Genomic DNA, 17,425 nt, shown 5'->3' with positions numbered 1-17,425 from the left:
TTGCATCAATTTCTGTAAAAATGCGTTTTCGACCAACGGGAGAAATTGCATTTTTGCAGCCCGATTGGATATATTAGCTTTTTGATTGTATTTTTCATGTGCAACCGCAAAAATTGTACTTTTACAATTCAAAAAATATTTTGTCTATCTTCAAAAGCATTTTCTAAGGTATATTCGAACCCACTATCAATAAATTAAACGCAATAAATTCTAAAAGAACAATATGAGAAAATTATTATTTTTATCGGCAATATCATTTGCATCGTTTGTATTCAGCCAAACCAATTGTGAATCTCTCAAGAAAGAAAACGAAACGTTGCAATCGACAAACAAAACTTTATCATCTGAAAATGAATACCTTAGAAAAGCACTTGATATTAATAAGTCAATTCTTGATACTGAAAAGGAAAACTCTTCATTCAGAATAACAAAGGTTGTTGGGAATAAAGTCGAAAAAAGCATTGCGATTACATTCCTTGTTGAAGCAACAAGAAAATGACGATTGGTGACGCTTCTATAATAGATATTGAAGGAAATGAATATCAAATCGATTTATATAAATCCAGCAGACCATATCCAGAGTTAGCGTTAAATGTTCCAATTAAATTAACGTTCTCATTTAAAGATGTACAAGACGAGCCTTTATTTATTAAACTCTTCAGATTCGAAACAAATTCGATATCTGAGAAAAGTCCTATCGAAGGAATTAGATCAAATATTGAATTACGTGATATAAAAGTTCTTTGGAATTAATAATACATTGAATACTAAAATTCAAGGTTTTAAAATATAAACTCGCAACCTCTTTTCAAAAATATCATCAGCCAAAGCCTAGAATGTTTTAGAAATGTGGTTGCTCCAATTTCTGCAAAAATGCGTTTTCGGCCAAAGGGAGAAATTGCATTTTTGCCCCCCGATTTTCATCAGGCGGATTTTTAAAGTTTAATCGGTTTGGATTGAAAATTTTTCAGATTAAGGAAAAAGCCTCTGTTTTCGGTCATTCCGTTGCGGAATAAATTCCATAGTAAAGAACTTCCCATTTGCGCCAATGTTGAGTTGATATACAAATCCTGTTTTTCCAATGCTTCTGCCAAACTACAACTTGGCGTATCGTCCTCTAATTCGGATTGTTTTAAAAGTTCACCAAATTCTTCGGTTACAAATGGAAGATTGGCAACCGTTTCATATTTCTCTGAATTGGGTTGATTGATATTCCCGATTGTTGAAAGCAGAACCTGCCCCGAATATCGACTATTCCCAAAATCCATCCAGTATTTACATTGATTTCTGTACAATCTCCTACCCTCTTTTAATTCATTAAGAATTTCTGCAATTTCAAAACGAGATTTTACAATATCCACACACGAAATATAAATTGCAGACTGCATATTATTCTGTATTCTTCCCAAATCATCTTTTTCAAATTTTCGGGTTTCCGCTTTCCAATTTGTTCCGAAAAAACGATTAATTCTATTAATTAGCACAACGGATTTATGCAATCCCAACTCACTTTCTGCAAATAATTGTCTTCCCAAATTGGGTTCGGTTATCAAATCATCATCCCATAATCTCACGGATAATCCTGCGTGATTCAGTTCTGTTAAAGCATGGTTCATTCTTGCCAATGCTGTCAGAACCTGCGAACCTGTTCCACCTGCTCCGATGAGATTTATCGTTACGGGATTGGTAGGATTAAGCAAATCATTATTCGTAAAATGAACTTTCGGTTTTTCTAAATGTATCATTGCAATAATTCTTTTAATGTTCTGTTATTTTTTACTAAAATTTCTTTCGGGAAAAGGTCTTTTGTTTCAATCTGTTTTTTCCAACGATTGACACAATTTCCTTTTATTGGATTTTGGTGTAATAAATGACTGAAATACGAATTGAAAAAATAATGCTCCCAACTCTCGGTAAATTCTTCTAAAGAAGCGGAGTTTTTAATTTTCACATTCACTGTTCCCATGCATACATTTCCGTTTTCATACACATTGAAAAATGGAGCGTGGAAAAGTGGCGTATTTTCATCGGGACGTTCATCACATTCCAAAGCGAAAATTTTTAAATTCTGCTTATTGGCAATCCAAAGCAACGGTGGAACATTTGCTTTTCCGTTGGGAATATTCAGGTTTTTTACAAAAAACAGATCTCTTTCCTGTTCTTTGGTAAACCAAATTACTTTTCCATTTTCAAAAGAATCTATAAACAAAATGTTAGATGAAATAATGCCTTTCGGTTTTAGAAAATCTTTATCCTTTTTATTCTGAATATTGAGAGTTTTAGAAAGTCTTTGTGCTTCTCTCACAGTCAAAGGATGCGCGTTGACTGGGCTTCCGCATTTATCCATGTCAAAATATTCCACATAAGTTTCAGAATTGGGACTTTCAGTTTGATAAAAAACCAATGCCGATTTTGGGTGATAGAGTGTCCCAAAATTGTTAGTAATATCAATGATTTCATTTTCAGTTTTATCATTTTTCATATCGTTAATTTTTATTTTTTTGATTTTATTTAATGACATACATTCATTTTTTTTTTAAATTAACTTCCTAATAATGTTGAAAGTTGAATTAAAATTTCAAACAGACGGTTTTCAAAATCAAGATTATTTTCACTAATATCACTTCCGTTAAAAGCTTTAAAAATCATTGGTTCTTGCAATTCTGAATATTCGTTGAACTCATTATTTACACAGTCGATAAGATTTTGATAAACCCATCCTTTATCATCAGCAAAAAAAGAAATATATTTATCCATTGAAATAACCGTTTCTTCATCATAATCTTCCTCTCCTTCCCTATTTTCCGGTTTCGGAACATTATTAAAATGAGCATTTCTGAAATAACGTTCTTCGGGGTAATCGTTATAAAGCTGAAATACCTTTTTTGAAAGTTGAAAGCATTTTTCATCAAAATCGTCTTTAGGTTTAAATTTTTCAAGCCGTTTCCCAAATATTTTTAAATTTTTTCGGTGCGAAATTTTCTGTTCCATGAAATCACCCAAAATTTCTGCTTGCTGAAGTTCTTTCTTGTAGAGATGATTTTGGTCTATTTCTTCGTCCTGGTCAAGCCAATCAGTCAGCATTTCATAATTCCAATACAGATAAGAATTTTCTTGTCGGTAGTAAGGAACATCAGCATTTCGGTATAAATAAGAACAAACAGACAAAAGTAATTGAGCTGATTTTTTTCTTTTTTTATCTTTTAGCATATTATAAAGCGGAATGACAGGAATGTAAAAAAGGGTTGAGGCTGTACTGCATCTTTCTTCACTGATGAAATAGGTTTTGTTCTCTTTCTGAATTAATCGAATATTATCCCAATTTTTGATTTTGCTTTTCAATTGTTTTTCAGTATCAAACAGTGAAAGCGCAATATTACAAGGATATTCAAACTCTTTTGTCGGCATTGGGTTTATTCCATAGTGATTTGCCAATCGGGAAAGAGATTGGTGAAAATCCCTTTCCGTTTTGGTAATTTTTTTGCCATTTTGTTGAGTTGTTGCAGTTTCATCTTCTTTCAGTTTTGGCAGAAAAATAACTTTCAGAAAACCATTGGAAGTTGCGCTATCGGAACTGATTTCCTTTGGTCTTTTTGGATTTCTGAAGTGTCTTTTTCCTGTTTCATCCAATCTGCAAATTCTCCCAATTGTCGGTGAAGTTGCTTCTGTTTTTTTTCTTCGGGCGGTTTTATTGTACCCGATATTGTTTTTGGCTGCATTCATTTTTTATTTTTGGTTGTCTGTTGATTTTTGTTAGAAAATTACGATTGGCTTTAAAGCAAATTGCTATAAGCCAATCGCAAGAAGTATTTTAGCCTTTTGTTCCCATCACGCTTTCAAATTTGTACTGAATCATATCATCTTTGATTTTCGGTTCAGAAACTTTGGCGGTGGTTAGAATTGGGTAAGTGTTGGCATAAAAATTCATCACCGATTCTACGCTCCATTTCGGTTCGGGATCGGTCAATCGGATTTCCTGTCCGTTGTCTTTGATAATAAAAACTCTTTCTAATTGGGTTGCTAATAACATAACTTTTTGATTTTTAAATTAAATTTTAGGACTGGTTTTCAGTAAAAAGACTTGGGGCAAAATGTCTTTCACATTCATCCTGCTTTTTACGGATAATTTCAGCGTAATCGGGAAACTCCGAAACTTTGGGAAGTGCAGACCAAGCTTCTTTGTACTTTTCTTCTTTTTCAAGTTCTTCGGCTTTTTGCAAAGCATCTTTAAACTTTTTCTCTTTTGCTTCCTTGTCTTTTTTCTCTTTGTCGGATTTTTCCTTTTCCATCGCCGAGTTCTTTTTGGTTTGTTCGAGTTGCTTCATAAAACTTTCCATATCAACCATTAATCCCGACGCAGTTTGTAGCGGTGTAGTTATATTTTCAAAAAAACCATTGTCCAATTCTTCCGAAGTTCCTCGTAAATTCAAGGGCGGAATGGTTTTCCTCGCTTCATCCCCGCATTGCTCGTTTTTGAGCAATACGGAAACGACATAATTGTTTTCTATGGTTTTGGTAAATGTGATTTGTAAATCACCTGCAAGGTTGATATTGGCTATTTGTCTGAAAAAATTGGTTTGCATAATGTGATAATTTTAGATTATAAATTTTGAATTTTAGATGATTGTTTCTCTTCAATTGATGAAAACTAAAAAGGTAAATCATCGTCTGTTTCTTCTTGTGAAAAGGCGGTTTTCTTTGGTTTTGAAGAAGGTTTATCTTCCGTAATGGATTTAGTCCCGCCACCATGCAATTTGATGTTTGAAGTGTGGAAATTCAATCCCGATTTTATTTCGCCGTCTTTTCCAATCCATGCACTCGAACTTGCTCTGCCAGTTAACTCGACCAAAGCTCCTTTGTTAAGGATTTTTGCGACATTCGGACTTATCCAATAGGAGCAATTGTAATAAGTCGTTTGCTCTACGCGCTCACCTTGTTTGTTTTTGTAGCTGTTGTTGATGGCTACTGAGAAATTCACAACTTGTTTGTCGTTTTTCAACGTGTTGATTTCTGCGTTTTTGGTAATTCTTCCAATGATGTTCATAATGTTAATTTTTGATAGTTAATATTTAATTTTTGATAGTTAAATTTTTCGATTGAATTGATTTGGTTTCGAGGACACTCGGCTTTTTTCTTTTTTATACTTTTTTTCCAAATTGGAAAAGCAATATTTATCGTTGTTTGATTTGATTATTTTCATTGATGTAAAAGAGCAACTATGATTGAATTGATTCTCATAACTGAGGTTCCGGCTTTTTCTTTGCTAGTGATTATAGGAAAGTATCAGGCACACAAAACCCGATTCAGTTCCCGTAATTGAATACAAGTTTTGAATCGGGCTTGAAATTTTTTTGTCCGAAGGATTTAGGAGTGTCTGTAAAAATTATTGAAGCTTGCGGAAAGAATTTTTATAGAAACCCAAAAAGATTTTTTTGAGTGAATGATGCTTTCCTACATTTGCAATAGTAAAAAGCCAGACCTGAGTTAGAAGCTGATTTAACAGGTAATATTGATCTGCAATATTTTCAAAAAAAACAGGATAAGAAATGTTTTTCCATGAATAATTAAATCAAATCTGTTTTTATAAAATGTAAACAAATTTGTTTATATTTGTAGTATGAATTCACAACTTATAAAATACAAAGGCATCCATCCGGGAATTATTCTTGAGCGAGAACTACAAAAACGTTCGCTCAAAAAGAGACCTTTTGCCATAGCTGTGGGCGAATATCCTCAAACATTTAATGAGATAACAAAAGGAAGAAGAAATATCCCTGTTTCTTTAGCTTTAAAAATAGAAAAAGAATTGCAGCTGGAAGAAGGAACAATTGTCATTCTTCAGAGTTATTACGAAATATGGAAAGAAAAAGAAAAAATACAAAACCACAGTCCTAACCTTTCTATTCTCCGAAAATCCTTATTTTGGGATACAGACATTAATCAAATAGATTGGGACAAACAATATCAGGCGGTTATCCATCGTATTTTTGAACGTGGAAACGAAGAAGAAAAGACGGAAATTTCACGTTTTTATGGTCAACAGAAAATCAATACCGCTCTTCATTCTAAAAAGACGAAGCCAATGCAACTTCATCCAATTTCTTAATTCTGTACTATGTTATATTATAACACAGTAAATAATGTACTGAAAAACAGTCTTCAAATCCTTATGGAATCTGATGTTTTTGAAAATTTCAGATTGGTAGGCGGAACAGCTTTAAGTTTGCAATTGGGACACCGGATTTCGGTGGATATTGATTTATTCAGCGATTTGCAATATGGAAGCATTGATTTTGAAAAAATTGATCTCTTTCTCAAAAGTAATTTTGCTTACATCGATACTTTTTCTGAATTGGAACCTGCAATGGGGAAATCTTATTTCATCGGAACTGACAAAGAAAATACGGTTAAACTGGATTTGTATTATACCGATTCTTATATACAACCTGCAAAAATAGAAGATGAAATCCGTTTTGCAACGATAGAGGAAATCATTGCAATGAAAATTGACGTGGTACAAAGAGGTGGACGAAAAAAAGATTTTTGGGATCTGCATGAAGTTCTTCCTGATTACAGTATTAATAAAATGCTGGAACTCCATCTGCAACGTTATCCATACAGCCACGACAAAGAATTAATTTTAGAAAATTTCACCAATTTCATTCTTGCAGATGATGATTTCAATCCTATTTGTCTCCATGGAAAACATTGGGAATTTATAAAAGATGATTTTGAAGAAGCCATTTTGAAATATAAAGAGCTATAAACTTGTTTTTCAATTTGGTCTCTTATTTTTTTGTGCAAAACCACTCATTCAAATCCTTAAAACCCAAGTACAATAAAGAGCAATCCTCAACATTTTTATACTTTTTTTGAATAATTTCCTTGGTCGTTTTTCCATTTGCATCATTGTCCAAAAAAAGTGAAATTTTATCATACTTTTTCAAAATTTCATCAACTTTAAAAAGCATTGCTGTAGAATTTAGAATCAGATAATCTGAATTAAAATTTTCTATTTTCTCAATATTGCGGTAAGTCAGATAATCGAAAAAACCTTCAAAAACGACAATTTCTCTGTTTTTATTTCTTTCATTTTCAATTAAAGTAACATCCTTTTTTCCTAAGCAAATTTTAGAATTTTTATTTCGGATTTCCACTCCTTCAGAATTATTAAAAAAACCGATTCCGAAATATTTCTTACCATTCAATATATACTCAATTTCTTGCACTAAATCTTTTTGTTCATACACTTTTCTGGATTTTAAATATTGGATTAATGCAGGATGCTGAATTTCACTCAATTTAATTATAGAATAATTTTTGCTTCGGTCGCTTTCTTCAATTCTGTCATTTTTTTGAATAGAAAAATCAAACTTCTCCAAATATTTCAGCGCATCAAAAGCAGAACATTGATTCATTTGCTGAACAATTGAGATCACATCATAACTTTTCCCTGTTCCGAAATCAAACGCTTTATTCTTCACAAAATCTACCGAAAAACTTGGAGTTTTTTCCTCTCTGTCCAACGCAAAATAAAACGCAGTTTTCTGATTTTCTTTCACCGGAAAAAAGTTGAAGGATTCCAAAACCGCTCTTATGCTAACCCTTTCTTTTATTTTTTCGCAATTCATTTTTTTCTTTTTTAAAGCAAATTTTTTATTCACCTTTTCCTTTTTAATAAAAAAAAGACTTTTTATTACTTTGTAAATACTTTTAGTAATCCGCCAAATCGCATACTCACAAAGTATTTAACATCAATTTGGAATGAGCGCAATTCCGAATTAGAAAGGAGTCGAAATCCGAAATTGGAATGAGCACAATTCCGAAAAACCATCAATTTTGGAATGAGCGCAATTCCGAATTAAATTTTCTCTTTTTCAATTATCTTTAAGCTTATCCACAATTTCCGGTGTTTATTAACGCTTTCATTGCTTTGTAAATTTTAAAATGAGCGCAATTCCGAAAAAACAATCAAAAATTTTTCTGTATTAACATTTCTTTAACTTCAGTGAGCGGAATTCCGAATTCTAAATGAGTGCAATTCCGAAAGTGAGTTGAATCCGAATTCAAATAATCATCGGATAACCATTCGGCAATAATTCTCCCATTTTCGTATTCCGATAAATATCTATGATGAGTTTCTGGATTTCATTTAGAAATAGTTTTCCTTGAAATTCTGTTGATTTTATTCCTTTTAATCTATTTATTTTGATGAATTCTTTGAAAACTTTTTCTATCAATTCTCTGGTTTGAGGAATATTTTTGTATTGATGTGTGAATTGAATCATTTCATGTTTTTGTAAACCATATCTCTTTCTGAAATAGACAAGTCTTCGCGTTATTTTTTCCCTTTGGTTAAGATACGCTTCGCGTGATTTTAATTGATCTCTTGTGTTTACGGATAAGTTGTGATCCGAAACAGCTTTTGTATTATAAGGAATGATAAATATTGAATCCTTTCTGTATTTATAATTAAACGAAAGAGTATTGTACTTGTTCAGGCTGATTCTTACCTGTTTTAGAAATTTAAAACAAAAATCATTGGCGGATTTATAGTTTAATCCGAACTTTTTATTGAGTGTTGAAAGTTTTAAAACCGTTCCATTTTCAGGAATTTTCGATAGCCAAATAGCGAAAATAATATGCTTGTTATTTCTGATGTTATACACCAAATTATACAAAACATAATTGTATTCTGGAATAACCAATAGCTTTTTCAACCAATAACTACTGACTAAAAATGTAGTATAACCTCGTTTGTCATAACTTGGTGTAGAAATCAATCCTCCAAAAGTTTTAATTTCTTTTCCTTTTGAATTCATCGATTTATACCAAGTCATTTTAAATTTAGCCAAAAACTCATAAGCAGCGATGACTTGTTTTGTGGAACCACTTGGAGAAATTTTGTTATTTTTAATTTTTATTGAGGCAAATACATTGTTCTCCGTTTCAAATTCTTCATCAAATAAAGAAAGTTGCTTCGGGCGGTCTTCCGGACGAAATTGCTCGTTGCTGATAATCGAAATAATATTAAAAATTACCCGAAGCGCATTGATGGGAATATCTGCAGCTTCATGATCTTCGAAAATAAAATCATCCACGAATTGATTCCCAATACGAATTCTCTCCGGAATTTTTTCGGTTTTATTTTCAAATTCCTTTCGGATTAACCTCAAATCCTTCTCTTGAATAGCCATATTTCACTTCATGTTTATTTAGGGTTTTTATTTTTTGCTTAATGATTTTGGTCGATTTATATTTGGAATTGATTTTAATGACAGCATACTACCTTCGGTTGTTTTCTTCATAAAAGGCAAAGCACTTTTTAGCGCAGATTTCCAATTGGTAATGGGTCGGTCCACATGGTTTTTCCATTCATTATTTTTCCAACTCTCATATTTTGTTTGTATTTCAAAATCTAACTGTGATTCGTAGATTTCTAATGTTTGGGCGAATTCAATAAATTCTTCCCAACTTGGAGTGTTTTTATTGTTTGATTTTTCTCTTGATGATTGCGCTTCAACTTTTTGAACTGTATTTTCAAAAAAGTTTTGAATCGGTGGAACTGTTGGCGAAGGAAATACTAATTTTTCCTCTTTTTGAATAAATTCTTCCTTCTTAATTTCTTCCTTTATTACATTTTTTGGTTCAGAAACCGACAATGGATAATCTAATAATAACCTGTAATTACACGGAAGTCCGTTTTTTGTTTGGAATTGAATTAATCCTAAGCTTTTAAGCTTTTCTTTCGTTGACTTTATCGTTTTTCTGGTTAATCCCAATTCTTTGCTTACTGCAACATCAGAAATTTGAAAATCATATCGCTCATTGTCAAAAGCAATTTTCAAAAAGTATAAATACATTGAAATTCCAGTTGAACCAATCGATATTTTTTGGTTAAAAACCCAAAATCGATCTGTCAATTCAAGATAATACATCTTATTATTTTCCAAAAAGTTCTAATGCTTTTTCTTTATCAATGATGATAATATTACCGTTTTGAATAATTGCTTTATTCAATATTCCTGAGGATTTTACTTCTGAAGCTTTCGAAACAGAACATCCCAGAATCTTTGCCAAACCTTTCAAACCATATTCATACTTCTTTTCAGAATTTAGATTTTTCGAAACTTCTACAAATTCCTCAACTGTCAGTTGCCAAATCGGCGTTTTGGGATCTATATTTTTCATTTGTTTATTTTTTATTGAATTACTCATTCGTTTGATTATTAGGTGTGTTATTGATTGACATTTTTCACTCTAGAAATCCAATTTCTTGCGGCGGATTGCCAACATTTCATTGGTTTTTTATTACACAATTTCCAATCGATCGATTGATAAAAAGAATAAAATTGATTGGCTTCGCCGGGTGAAAAATCCCGTTCAGTAAAATATCGTTCAACTTCATCAATCATCGGTACATAAAAACAGGTCTCTTCTTTTGGCAATAGATTCTGATTTTGAAATAATTTATTTTTGTCTTTTACTTCACTTTCAAAATCAATAATTTCAATTAAACTTCCTATGTACGAATTGTAATTAGGCGAATAAATTATAAATCCGGCGCAATGCAGTTCTCTGATACATTTATGGTAAGTAGACAGAGATTTGATTTTACTTAAATTCATCACCTCTTTCCGGCAAATACGAAAAGGATTTTGAAACCGATTCAAACTCCAAAATTGCAAAAGTGAAACGTACATGCTGATATGAGAGGGATACAATCGATCATCCTCAATGACCCGTTCAAAAAAGCTGATAATATTTTTAGTCTGTTTCATAATTACTGACTTACAATTAATGTTTACAATCCATCAGCAGAGTTTGGATGTCTTTATAATTGTAATACAGCGTCCCTCCTATTTTGCTGTAAGATAAAGTTCCGTTGATTCTCAGGTTTTGTAAGGTTCCGGAAGATATATTTAAGAGTTTTCTGACCTCAGAGGTTCTAAGCCATAACTTTTCTTCTGTCTTCTTTCCTTGAAGTAAGTTTTCAATACTTTCGAGCAGTTCAATTTTAAACTGCTGGAGATCTTCTTTGGTTAATACTTCTAATGTCATAATTTTTGAGTTAAGTTTGAGGGCCTTAGCTGTGCTCAGAATGACAGTGACCCTTATTACTTTTATTTTGTTATGACAAATTTTGGTATTATTGATGGATTAAACCCACAAGGTGTACCCAAGTTGGGTATTGATATTTTAAAGAAAGCTGAGTTAAAGGAATTATCACCGAATTTTCTCTTTAGACTTCAGAAAGCTCCAACAAAAATCAATAAAAAACTTTCCAAAAATATTGAGTTTATTGAATTGATACAAGGTGGGTGTTAAAGTCAGAAAAATTTCTTATTCATCCTGCGAATCCATTTTGTTGTTCAACAAATTTTGGAGATTATTTAGGAATTTTGTACGGGATGTTCTGTTTTTTATTTCCAGGTATGTCCGATAAACATCACCGAGTTCTATATTGAAAACCGCCTCAAAATAAGCGCTGATTTCCTTGATATCGGCATTACCATTATTGAATGATCCTTTGCACTGCAAGGCATAAATTAATTCAATCAGTGAAGTTTTATTATCTGTCCAGGCCAGTTTTGTTTTGGGCGTGGATATTCGGTACTGCTCCTCCCCTTGCCTATTTAATTTCAGCAATTCATCATTGAGGTAAACTTCGAGAAGATCATTTGCCATTATTTTTGCGACTTTATAATCATGAGAAGTACTAAATCTTGCATCAGATTCAAAAACAAAAGAGTCTAAACTCAACTTAACGTCGAGTTTTCTACGAACAAAATATTTATGATCAAGGTATGTACTGTGGGTTCTGTAATATCCATAAAAATCGACATTTTCTTCAAAGAACTCTTTCAGTTTAATGAGTTCTGTCTGATAGTATTTTCGAATCATCTTTTCACCTCCACTTGGCTTACGGGTTTCGATTCTATAGACTTCATTATGATATATTAACTTTGACAATATCAAGGGTTTGCGGTTTTTGAAAAAATCTATTTCTTCACTATCTGAGGGGAACTTAGTACGTAAAACAAAAGATTTTAGTTTTTTTAATGCGTTATTAATTTCCAACATTGATTCTTCTGCTCTTTGTAGAGGCTTATCAGATTCTAGACTTAGAAACAGTAGTCTGCTTTCCAATTCACTTTCGAGATTTGCAATGAACTTAACCATAGATATTTCATTTATATTCAAATGTATTGCCCATCATTAATTAATTTGCTACACTGTAGATTAAGAAATGCAGAATACCCAAAGAACTACACCAAAGTGTAGGTAGGTAAACATCCAAATAAAGTAGATTTGACAAAACTTTTTACCATGGACCGTTATTTAAGAAACCGCATTTACCTCAGCAACTGCGAGCAACAAAAATTAAAAAATTTCTCGATCGTTATTGCCGGGAGTGGAATCGGAAGCAATATTGCGGAATGTGCACTGCGTACTGGATTTGAAAAAATATGCGTGATTGATGGTGACCTCATCGAAGACTCTAATCTCAACAGACAAAATTACACTGAAGATCAGATTGGAACTTCAAAAGCTACCGCACTTTACGAAAGACTAAAAAGCATCAATGCGAATGCGGAAATCAGCTTTATAAATGAGTTTATAAGCATCGACAATATGCCAGAAACAGGGAGATACAATGCCGGAATCAATGCATTGGATTATACCGATAAAGCACCTCAACTATTTGATAAATCATGTTTTAACAGTGGCATTCCTGTCTTACATCCATATAATGTCGGTTGGGGAGGATTAGTTACTGTTCTTTCACCGGACGGACCACCTCTTGAATCAATTGAAAAATCCAGCAATTTTAATGAAGTGGACGTAGTAGAATATGCTGCAAGTTACCAACGCTATTGGCAGAAACCACAGATATGGCTTGAAGAGGTAATTAATCAATACAAACATGAAGAACTTACGCTACCACCACCCCAGCTGGCTATCGGATCGTGGTATGTCGCCGCTATGTGTACCCATCTTTTGGTGAAAATAGCTACAGGGAGGTTTTATAAAAAATTTCCGGATTTCTATTTGAGTTCTTTATTTCAGGAAGAAGATCATGGAAAAGATGCTATATTAAAGTAGCTTGTTGTTTTTGACATAAGCTAATGCTTCTCCCATATTTTTAACGTGCAATTTGTCGAAAAGCTTTCTTCGATGAAACTTAACGGTATCGACGGCGATACACATTCGATCTGCTATTTGGCCTATTGTTAATCCTTGTGCGTGCAGGCGAACAGTCTGCAACTCCCGTTCCGTTAATCTACTTTTATCCATTTTATTCCATACTCCGCCGGCTAAGTCGAGTTCCCAAAATGAATCTTCACCTGTCTTTGAAAGTAAAATATTTCCTGAATCAGCGTTAGAAGAAAGAGAAACGACACATAGTGCTTTCCATATTTTACCTTCGGAAGTAATAAATATGGGGGTTAATTTGTGATTGATCAAAATTTTGTCTTTTCCAGTCTGCAAATTAAAATCATAGGAAATACTATAATTTTTCCGGTCTTGCAGTGGTGTTCTGTTAAAAAATTCAAAACCTATCTCGTTTATTCTGATCAGCATTTCCAAGTCTTGCTTAGATACATATTTAAAGTAAAAAGCATATCCCATCGCCATGACTTCCGACGGAGTATGATTACATAGAAAAAGTGGATTGTCCGACACATATTCGAACTCCCTTCTCTGATAATCGATTACATACATGCTCATATATGATAGCCTGGAGACGGCCCGCAGGGTTTCGAGATAGTTACCACTTTGAGCGTACTCCTCTTCCGATAAATAATCTACCGTATTCTTTCCTGAAAAGAACTTGTGTATTTCATCCATAATTAAGAGGGAATATTGTTGAACTTAGCTACACTACCGTGTAGTTTTTATGTTTATTTATCAAATCTACACAAAAGTGTAGAAATTATATGAAAACATCATAATACTTTTAGTCAAATAATATAAATATGATATACGATATAGAATATTACACCATGTGCCATGAAAAGATTGATGAATTAATTTATTTTGTAATTAATGAAAATCATCTTCATCATCGGGAAGTTTTAAAAGCTGAAGATATAAATTCTGTAAGACAAATATTATGTGCTGAAGAAAAGCAATATTTAAACTCCCATATTTTCATTTCAATGTCCAATGATGTCATTTGTGGGAGCATCAGAATATTCCAAAAAACAGCTACCCAAATTTTACCAATAGAAAAAATTTTTAATATTAATATTGAAGATTTTGCCGATGCGGGTACACCTATTTACCATATTGGCAGATTCGCTGTATCCAAAGGAGCAGATAAGAGAGGTTTCCATATTTTTAAAACGCTGATGGCACTTGCACTGCAAGTTGCTCAACAAGGTCAAGGAGGAATTGTCTTTGCAGAATGCGACGTGAAATTATTGCGAACGATCCGGCTTTTAGGAATAGAGGCTGAAGCGATCGGTACTCCCATTCACTATCTGGGATCAGAGACGATACCGATCCAGTTGCCGTGGGCGGGCTATCAAAGTTTTCTGAACAGAAACAGGGATCTGCTGCGTAATGAATTGGGGATATTTTGGCAATAGTTTCCTAATATGAACCTACAGCCATGAATACTTATCATCTTGATCTTTTACAAAAGCATTTGAAAAAAGCATTAGAACGTTATTGTGTGCTTTGTGATTCATCACCGGAACGCCAGTATTTGTCGAGTGAGACTGTTTTTTCGCAAACTAAAGAAATTATCAGGCAGTATATCAGGCTGTTTCAGGCTATTCATTTTCTGGATCAGCACACCGAATATTATCATAAGGGATTTGTCTTTACCTATCAGGAGGCAGAAGAAGAACTTACCTCCAATGGGGAGTACGCTGAGATTGTGAAACTGCTCACTGAAGCTTATCAACGCATGGCCGGCTCGGTTTCCAAAGACCGTTTTTTTCTGCCCATTCATGTGCAACAGATCAGTTCAGAGGAAATTCAGATTTTTATAGGGGTGGTCACCAAAGAGCAGTACCACTACACCATTTCTGTTGTGACCCATCAAACGGTTTACCCCAGGCCTCCCGCATCGATAGGAAATAGCAGGTACCGGTACCTGCTGAAACTGCTGGAAACGTATGAGCCTGATGAGCATGGGACCTTAAAGGCTTTTGTGAACAGCAAAGGTCTGTCTTACCGCCAGTTTAGAAAAGACAGCTCTTCGTTTTTTGAAAGTTCCTTTTACCATCATTATCTTAAAATCAAAATGATTCCTGTACTCGAAGACCTCCTGTTGAGTACTTTGAGCTATAAGGAAATTGCCTATGAAAACGGCTTTGCAAATTACTATCAACTCTATATTCTATTCCACAGAACCTACCATTTTCCATTCCACCGCATTCTCCGGATCGCGCTACAACAGTGACTTTACCGTACCGACTTTATTATTCTGTTGACCCTATTATACATATAAACGACTTTATTATACATAAGAACGTCATTATTGTACATAAGAATGTTTTTATTATACATACTTCTGCCTCTAATGTGCATGTATTTAAAAAAGGGATGTCGCAATTTTACTCTATCAAAAATGCAGACATGAAAACCTTAATTAACAAATTGGCTATATACGCATCGTACGCTTTTATTTTACTTTTTACGTATGCAGCGGGAAGTAAAATGTTGGATTTTGAAAATTTCCAGGTTCAGTTGGCGCAGTCGCCTCTGCTGAGTGCATATGCAGGATTTATTTCCTATGCGGTCATCATTATCGAAGTGATGATTGCAGGAGTACTCGCTGATCCAAAAGTAAGACGGATAGGATTGTACGCTTCATTTGGATTGATGGTCGCCTTTACAGTTTATATTTATTTAATTCTGAATTATAGTGATTTTATACCATGCTCCTGTGGTGGAATTCTGGAGAAGATGAGTTGGGATGAACATTTGATTTTCAATGGAGTGTGCGTTGTTTTGGCATTAACAACAAGTGTTTTCATGGGGAAAGAACGGGCGCACGGCTGGAGCCGTATCGCTGCAGCAGCACTCATCGCAGTGTTCTCAGCGGGCAGCATGGTCGCCCTGTTTCTTTCTTCTGAGTATATCATGAAAAAGGAGAATAATTTTACGAGGAGATTTCCGCATCATCCCATTTTGGAAGAGCAGTCTTTCGATCTGGGTGTAAACTCGTTTTATTTTGCGGGAAACCATAAGGGTGATCTTTATCTGGGAAATCCAAGCAATCCGTTCAGAATTTTTAAGTTAGATTCTCTTATGCAAAAAATGGATACGATTAATCTTAATCCAGGCTCTAATTTTAGGTTCAAAAATTTAAGGTATTGCATTGTACAAGGGAATCTCTATGGTTTTGACGGAACAGTTCCAGTTATTTACAGCCAGTCACTCGATTCTCTTTCTATGCCACTTGTTGTAAGGAGTAGTAATCAAGTTTACTTTGATCAACTGGTCGCTGTTTCCCCTTCGCAATATCTGTTGCGTGTGGAAGATTATGCTTCGAAGAGATTGGGAATTGCGTCACTGTCACTACTTGAAAAACCACAGGTTGCCATTAATCAGACCCTTCTGAGCAATAAAGCCGACGGTGGATTTGAGGGAGACGGTAAGCTTTTATATGATACTGCCTTAGGCGATATCTATTATATGTTCTACTATAAAAACACGATCCTTAAACTGAATGCAAGCGCGAAAATTGTTCGGAAGATGAAGACCATTGATCCTTATGATAAGCCAGCACTGAAAGTTAAAAAATTAAAAGACGGGCGGTCGAAGATGAATCAACCCTCGCTTTTAATCAATAGAAATATGATGGCTTATAAAGGGTTACTTTTCAATCATGCGAATTTGATAGGAAAGTATGAATCTAAAGATTTATGGAAAAAAAATAGTGTCATCGATGTATATATGACATCGTCTGGAGGCTATTGGGGAAGTTTTTATGTTCAGCATCGTAAAAAGAATAAAATGTCTCAAATGCTTATGACTGATCATTATTTTTACATTATTTCTGGAAATGAAATTGTACGGTACCGTTGTGCGCAGACGCTGACCAGCAGTTTCATTCAGAGGGAGTAGCCGAAAACCCTTACAAGAGTAGGCACCATTTTAAATATTTTTTATTATGAAAAATTTAAAGGCGCTCTTATTGCCAGCTGTAATGGTATTGGCAGGAGCAGGAAGCGCATATGCGTCTCATGTTACAAAAGATGATGCAAAATCGGTACAACCAGGTTATGCTTATCATTTTGGCGAAGAGGAAGAATGTATTAACGTTGGTAAAACATGTGATACCACTGGAACTATAATCTGTACAGCAGATGTAGGTATGGGTGGTGAACCTCTTTATCAACTGAACGGAACCAGCTGTCCGGATAAACTATTTGAAAGAGTACAACAATAAGCTGAAATGGGG

Annotated in this window: 23 protein-coding genes; 9 read left to right on the top strand and 14 right to left on the bottom strand. The window is 33.9% G+C overall.

Features of this window, described 5'->3' with window-relative positions; translation table 11 throughout:
* Nucleotides 1–223: 223 nt before the first annotated feature.
* Nucleotides 224–499, top strand: coding sequence for a hypothetical protein (locus QGN23_RS01210; RefSeq protein WP_282905221.1), 276 nt, complete (start codon nucleotides 224–226; stop codon nucleotides 497–499).
* 436 nt (nucleotides 500–935) lie between these two features.
* Here QGN23_RS01210 and QGN23_RS01205 read toward each other — a convergent pair whose 3' ends face one another.
* The 6 genes from QGN23_RS01205 to QGN23_RS01180 all read right to left on the bottom strand — a co-directional run bounded on the left by QGN23_RS01205 (nucleotide 936) and on the right by QGN23_RS01180 (nucleotide 5,044).
* On the bottom strand, nucleotides 936–1,742 hold the full coding sequence (locus QGN23_RS01205) for a PRTRC system ThiF family protein (RefSeq protein WP_282906418.1): 807 nt from the start codon (nucleotides 1,740–1,742) through the stop codon (nucleotides 936–938).
* The gene (locus QGN23_RS01200; RefSeq protein WP_282905220.1) at nucleotides 1,742–2,482 is read right to left on the bottom strand and encodes a PRTRC system protein B; all 741 of its coding nucleotides are present in this window, start codon (nucleotides 2,480–2,482) and stop codon (nucleotides 1,742–1,744) included. Before QGN23_RS01200 ends, QGN23_RS01205 begins: the two co-directional genes overlap by 1 nt.
* Before the next feature lie 59 nt (nucleotides 2,483–2,541).
* Nucleotides 2,542–3,723 (bottom strand): hypothetical protein, encoded by a 1,182-nt coding sequence (locus QGN23_RS01195; protein WP_282905219.1) that lies wholly within the window; start codon nucleotides 3,721–3,723, stop codon nucleotides 2,542–2,544.
* Nucleotides 3,724–3,811: 88 nt separating this feature from the next.
* Nucleotides 3,812–4,030 (bottom strand): PRTRC system protein C, encoded by a 219-nt coding sequence (locus QGN23_RS01190; RefSeq protein WP_282905218.1) that lies wholly within the window; start codon nucleotides 4,028–4,030, stop codon nucleotides 3,812–3,814.
* 25 nt (nucleotides 4,031–4,055) lie between these two features.
* A complete protein-coding gene (locus tag QGN23_RS01185) occupies nucleotides 4,056–4,583 on the bottom strand; it encodes a prtrc system protein e (RefSeq protein WP_282905217.1) in 528 nt (175 codons plus the stop codon).
* Nucleotides 4,584–4,648: 65 nt separating this feature from the next.
* Entirely contained in the window at nucleotides 4,649–5,044 is a 396-nt protein-coding gene (locus tag QGN23_RS01180) for a single-stranded DNA-binding protein (protein ID WP_282905216.1), read from the bottom strand.
* 573 nt (nucleotides 5,045–5,617) lie between these two features.
* Here QGN23_RS01180 and QGN23_RS01175 point away from each other — a divergent pair.
* Nucleotides 5,618–6,106, top strand: coding sequence for a helix-turn-helix transcriptional regulator (locus QGN23_RS01175; RefSeq protein WP_282905215.1), 489 nt, complete (start codon nucleotides 5,618–5,620; stop codon nucleotides 6,104–6,106).
* Nucleotides 6,107–6,115: 9 nt separating this feature from the next.
* Nucleotides 6,116–6,766 carry a nucleotidyl transferase AbiEii/AbiGii toxin family protein gene (locus tag QGN23_RS01170; RefSeq protein WP_282905214.1) on the top strand — a complete coding sequence of 217 codons (651 nt, stop codon included), beginning with the start codon at nucleotides 6,116–6,118 and terminating at the stop codon, nucleotides 6,764–6,766.
* A gap of 22 nt (nucleotides 6,767–6,788) precedes the next feature.
* Here the strand turns inward: QGN23_RS01170 and QGN23_RS01165 are convergent, their stop codons facing one another.
* From QGN23_RS01165 to QGN23_RS01140, 6 genes are all read right to left on the bottom strand, one after another.
* Nucleotides 6,789–7,631, bottom strand: coding sequence for a toprim domain-containing protein (locus tag QGN23_RS01165; RefSeq protein ID WP_282905213.1), 843 nt, complete (start codon nucleotides 7,629–7,631; stop codon nucleotides 6,789–6,791).
* 435 nt (nucleotides 7,632–8,066) lie between these two features.
* Nucleotides 8,067–9,197 (bottom strand): hypothetical protein, encoded by a 1,131-nt coding sequence (locus QGN23_RS01160; protein ID WP_282905212.1) that lies wholly within the window; start codon nucleotides 9,195–9,197, stop codon nucleotides 8,067–8,069.
* Between the two features lie 27 nt (nucleotides 9,198–9,224).
* On the bottom strand, nucleotides 9,225–9,863 hold the full coding sequence (locus tag QGN23_RS01155; RefSeq protein ID WP_282905211.1) for a hypothetical protein: 639 nt from the start codon (nucleotides 9,861–9,863) through the stop codon (nucleotides 9,225–9,227).
* A 79-nt stretch (nucleotides 9,864–9,942) separates the two neighbouring features.
* Complete coding sequence (locus QGN23_RS01150) at nucleotides 9,943–10,191, bottom strand: DUF3853 family protein (protein WP_133440917.1); 249 nt, start codon at nucleotides 10,189–10,191, stop codon at nucleotides 9,943–9,945.
* A 47-nt stretch (nucleotides 10,192–10,238) separates the two neighbouring features.
* Nucleotides 10,239–10,781 (bottom strand): hypothetical protein, encoded by a 543-nt coding sequence (locus tag QGN23_RS01145; RefSeq protein ID WP_282905210.1) that lies wholly within the window; start codon nucleotides 10,779–10,781, stop codon nucleotides 10,239–10,241.
* A 16-nt stretch (nucleotides 10,782–10,797) separates the two neighbouring features.
* Nucleotides 10,798–11,061 carry a helix-turn-helix domain-containing protein gene (locus tag QGN23_RS01140; protein WP_282905209.1) on the bottom strand — a complete coding sequence of 88 codons (264 nt, stop codon included), beginning with the start codon at nucleotides 11,059–11,061 and terminating at the stop codon, nucleotides 10,798–10,800.
* Nucleotides 11,062–11,133: 72 nt separating this feature from the next.
* Here QGN23_RS01140 and QGN23_RS01135 point away from each other — a divergent pair, with 72 nt between their 5' ends.
* Nucleotides 11,134–11,328, top strand: a complete 195-nt coding sequence (locus QGN23_RS01135) for a hypothetical protein (protein ID WP_282905208.1) — start codon at nucleotides 11,134–11,136, stop codon at nucleotides 11,326–11,328.
* Nucleotides 11,329–11,343: 15 nt separating this feature from the next.
* Here QGN23_RS01135 and QGN23_RS01130 read toward each other — a convergent pair whose 3' ends face one another.
* Nucleotides 11,344–11,973, bottom strand: a complete 630-nt coding sequence (locus tag QGN23_RS01130) for an RteC domain-containing protein (RefSeq protein ID WP_317622312.1) — start codon at nucleotides 11,971–11,973, stop codon at nucleotides 11,344–11,346.
* A gap of 339 nt (nucleotides 11,974–12,312) precedes the next feature.
* Between QGN23_RS01130 and QGN23_RS01125 the strand changes: the two genes are divergently transcribed.
* A complete protein-coding gene (locus QGN23_RS01125) occupies nucleotides 12,313–13,107 on the top strand; it encodes a ThiF family adenylyltransferase (RefSeq protein WP_317622311.1) in 795 nt (264 codons plus the stop codon).
* Here QGN23_RS01125 and QGN23_RS01120 read toward each other — a convergent pair.
* On the bottom strand, nucleotides 13,099–13,854 hold the full coding sequence (locus QGN23_RS01120; protein WP_282905206.1) for a helix-turn-helix transcriptional regulator: 756 nt from the start codon (nucleotides 13,852–13,854) through the stop codon (nucleotides 13,099–13,101). The two genes, QGN23_RS01125 and QGN23_RS01120, sit on opposite strands and share 9 nt — an antisense overlap.
* 128 nt (nucleotides 13,855–13,982) lie before the next feature.
* Between QGN23_RS01120 and QGN23_RS01115 the strand changes: the two genes are divergently transcribed.
* The 4 genes from QGN23_RS01115 (at nucleotide 13,983) to QGN23_RS01100 (ending at nucleotide 17,413) form a co-directional block, all read left to right on the top strand.
* Complete coding sequence (locus QGN23_RS01115) at nucleotides 13,983–14,597, top strand: N-acyl amino acid synthase FeeM domain-containing protein (RefSeq protein ID WP_282905205.1); 615 nt, start codon at nucleotides 13,983–13,985, stop codon at nucleotides 14,595–14,597.
* A gap of 23 nt (nucleotides 14,598–14,620) precedes the next feature.
* The gene (locus tag QGN23_RS01110; RefSeq protein WP_282904805.1) at nucleotides 14,621–15,418 is read left to right on the top strand and encodes a hypothetical protein; all 798 of its coding nucleotides are present in this window, start codon (nucleotides 14,621–14,623) and stop codon (nucleotides 15,416–15,418) included.
* 176 nt (nucleotides 15,419–15,594) lie between these two features.
* The gene (locus QGN23_RS01105; RefSeq protein WP_282904806.1) at nucleotides 15,595–17,088 is read left to right on the top strand and encodes a MauE/DoxX family redox-associated membrane protein; all 1,494 of its coding nucleotides are present in this window, start codon (nucleotides 15,595–15,597) and stop codon (nucleotides 17,086–17,088) included.
* Between the two features lie 46 nt (nucleotides 17,089–17,134).
* Complete coding sequence (locus tag QGN23_RS01100) at nucleotides 17,135–17,413, top strand: DUF6520 family protein (protein ID WP_282904807.1); 279 nt, start codon at nucleotides 17,135–17,137, stop codon at nucleotides 17,411–17,413.
* Nucleotides 17,414–17,425: the final 12 nt, after the last annotated feature.

The organism is Chryseobacterium gotjawalense (genome assembly GCF_030012525.1).
Lineage (GTDB): Bacteria > Bacteroidota > Bacteroidia > Flavobacteriales > Weeksellaceae > Kaistella > Kaistella gotjawalense.
The sequence above is the reverse complement of the archived record's forward strand: the minus strand, read 5'-3'. Positions and strand labels throughout refer to the sequence as shown.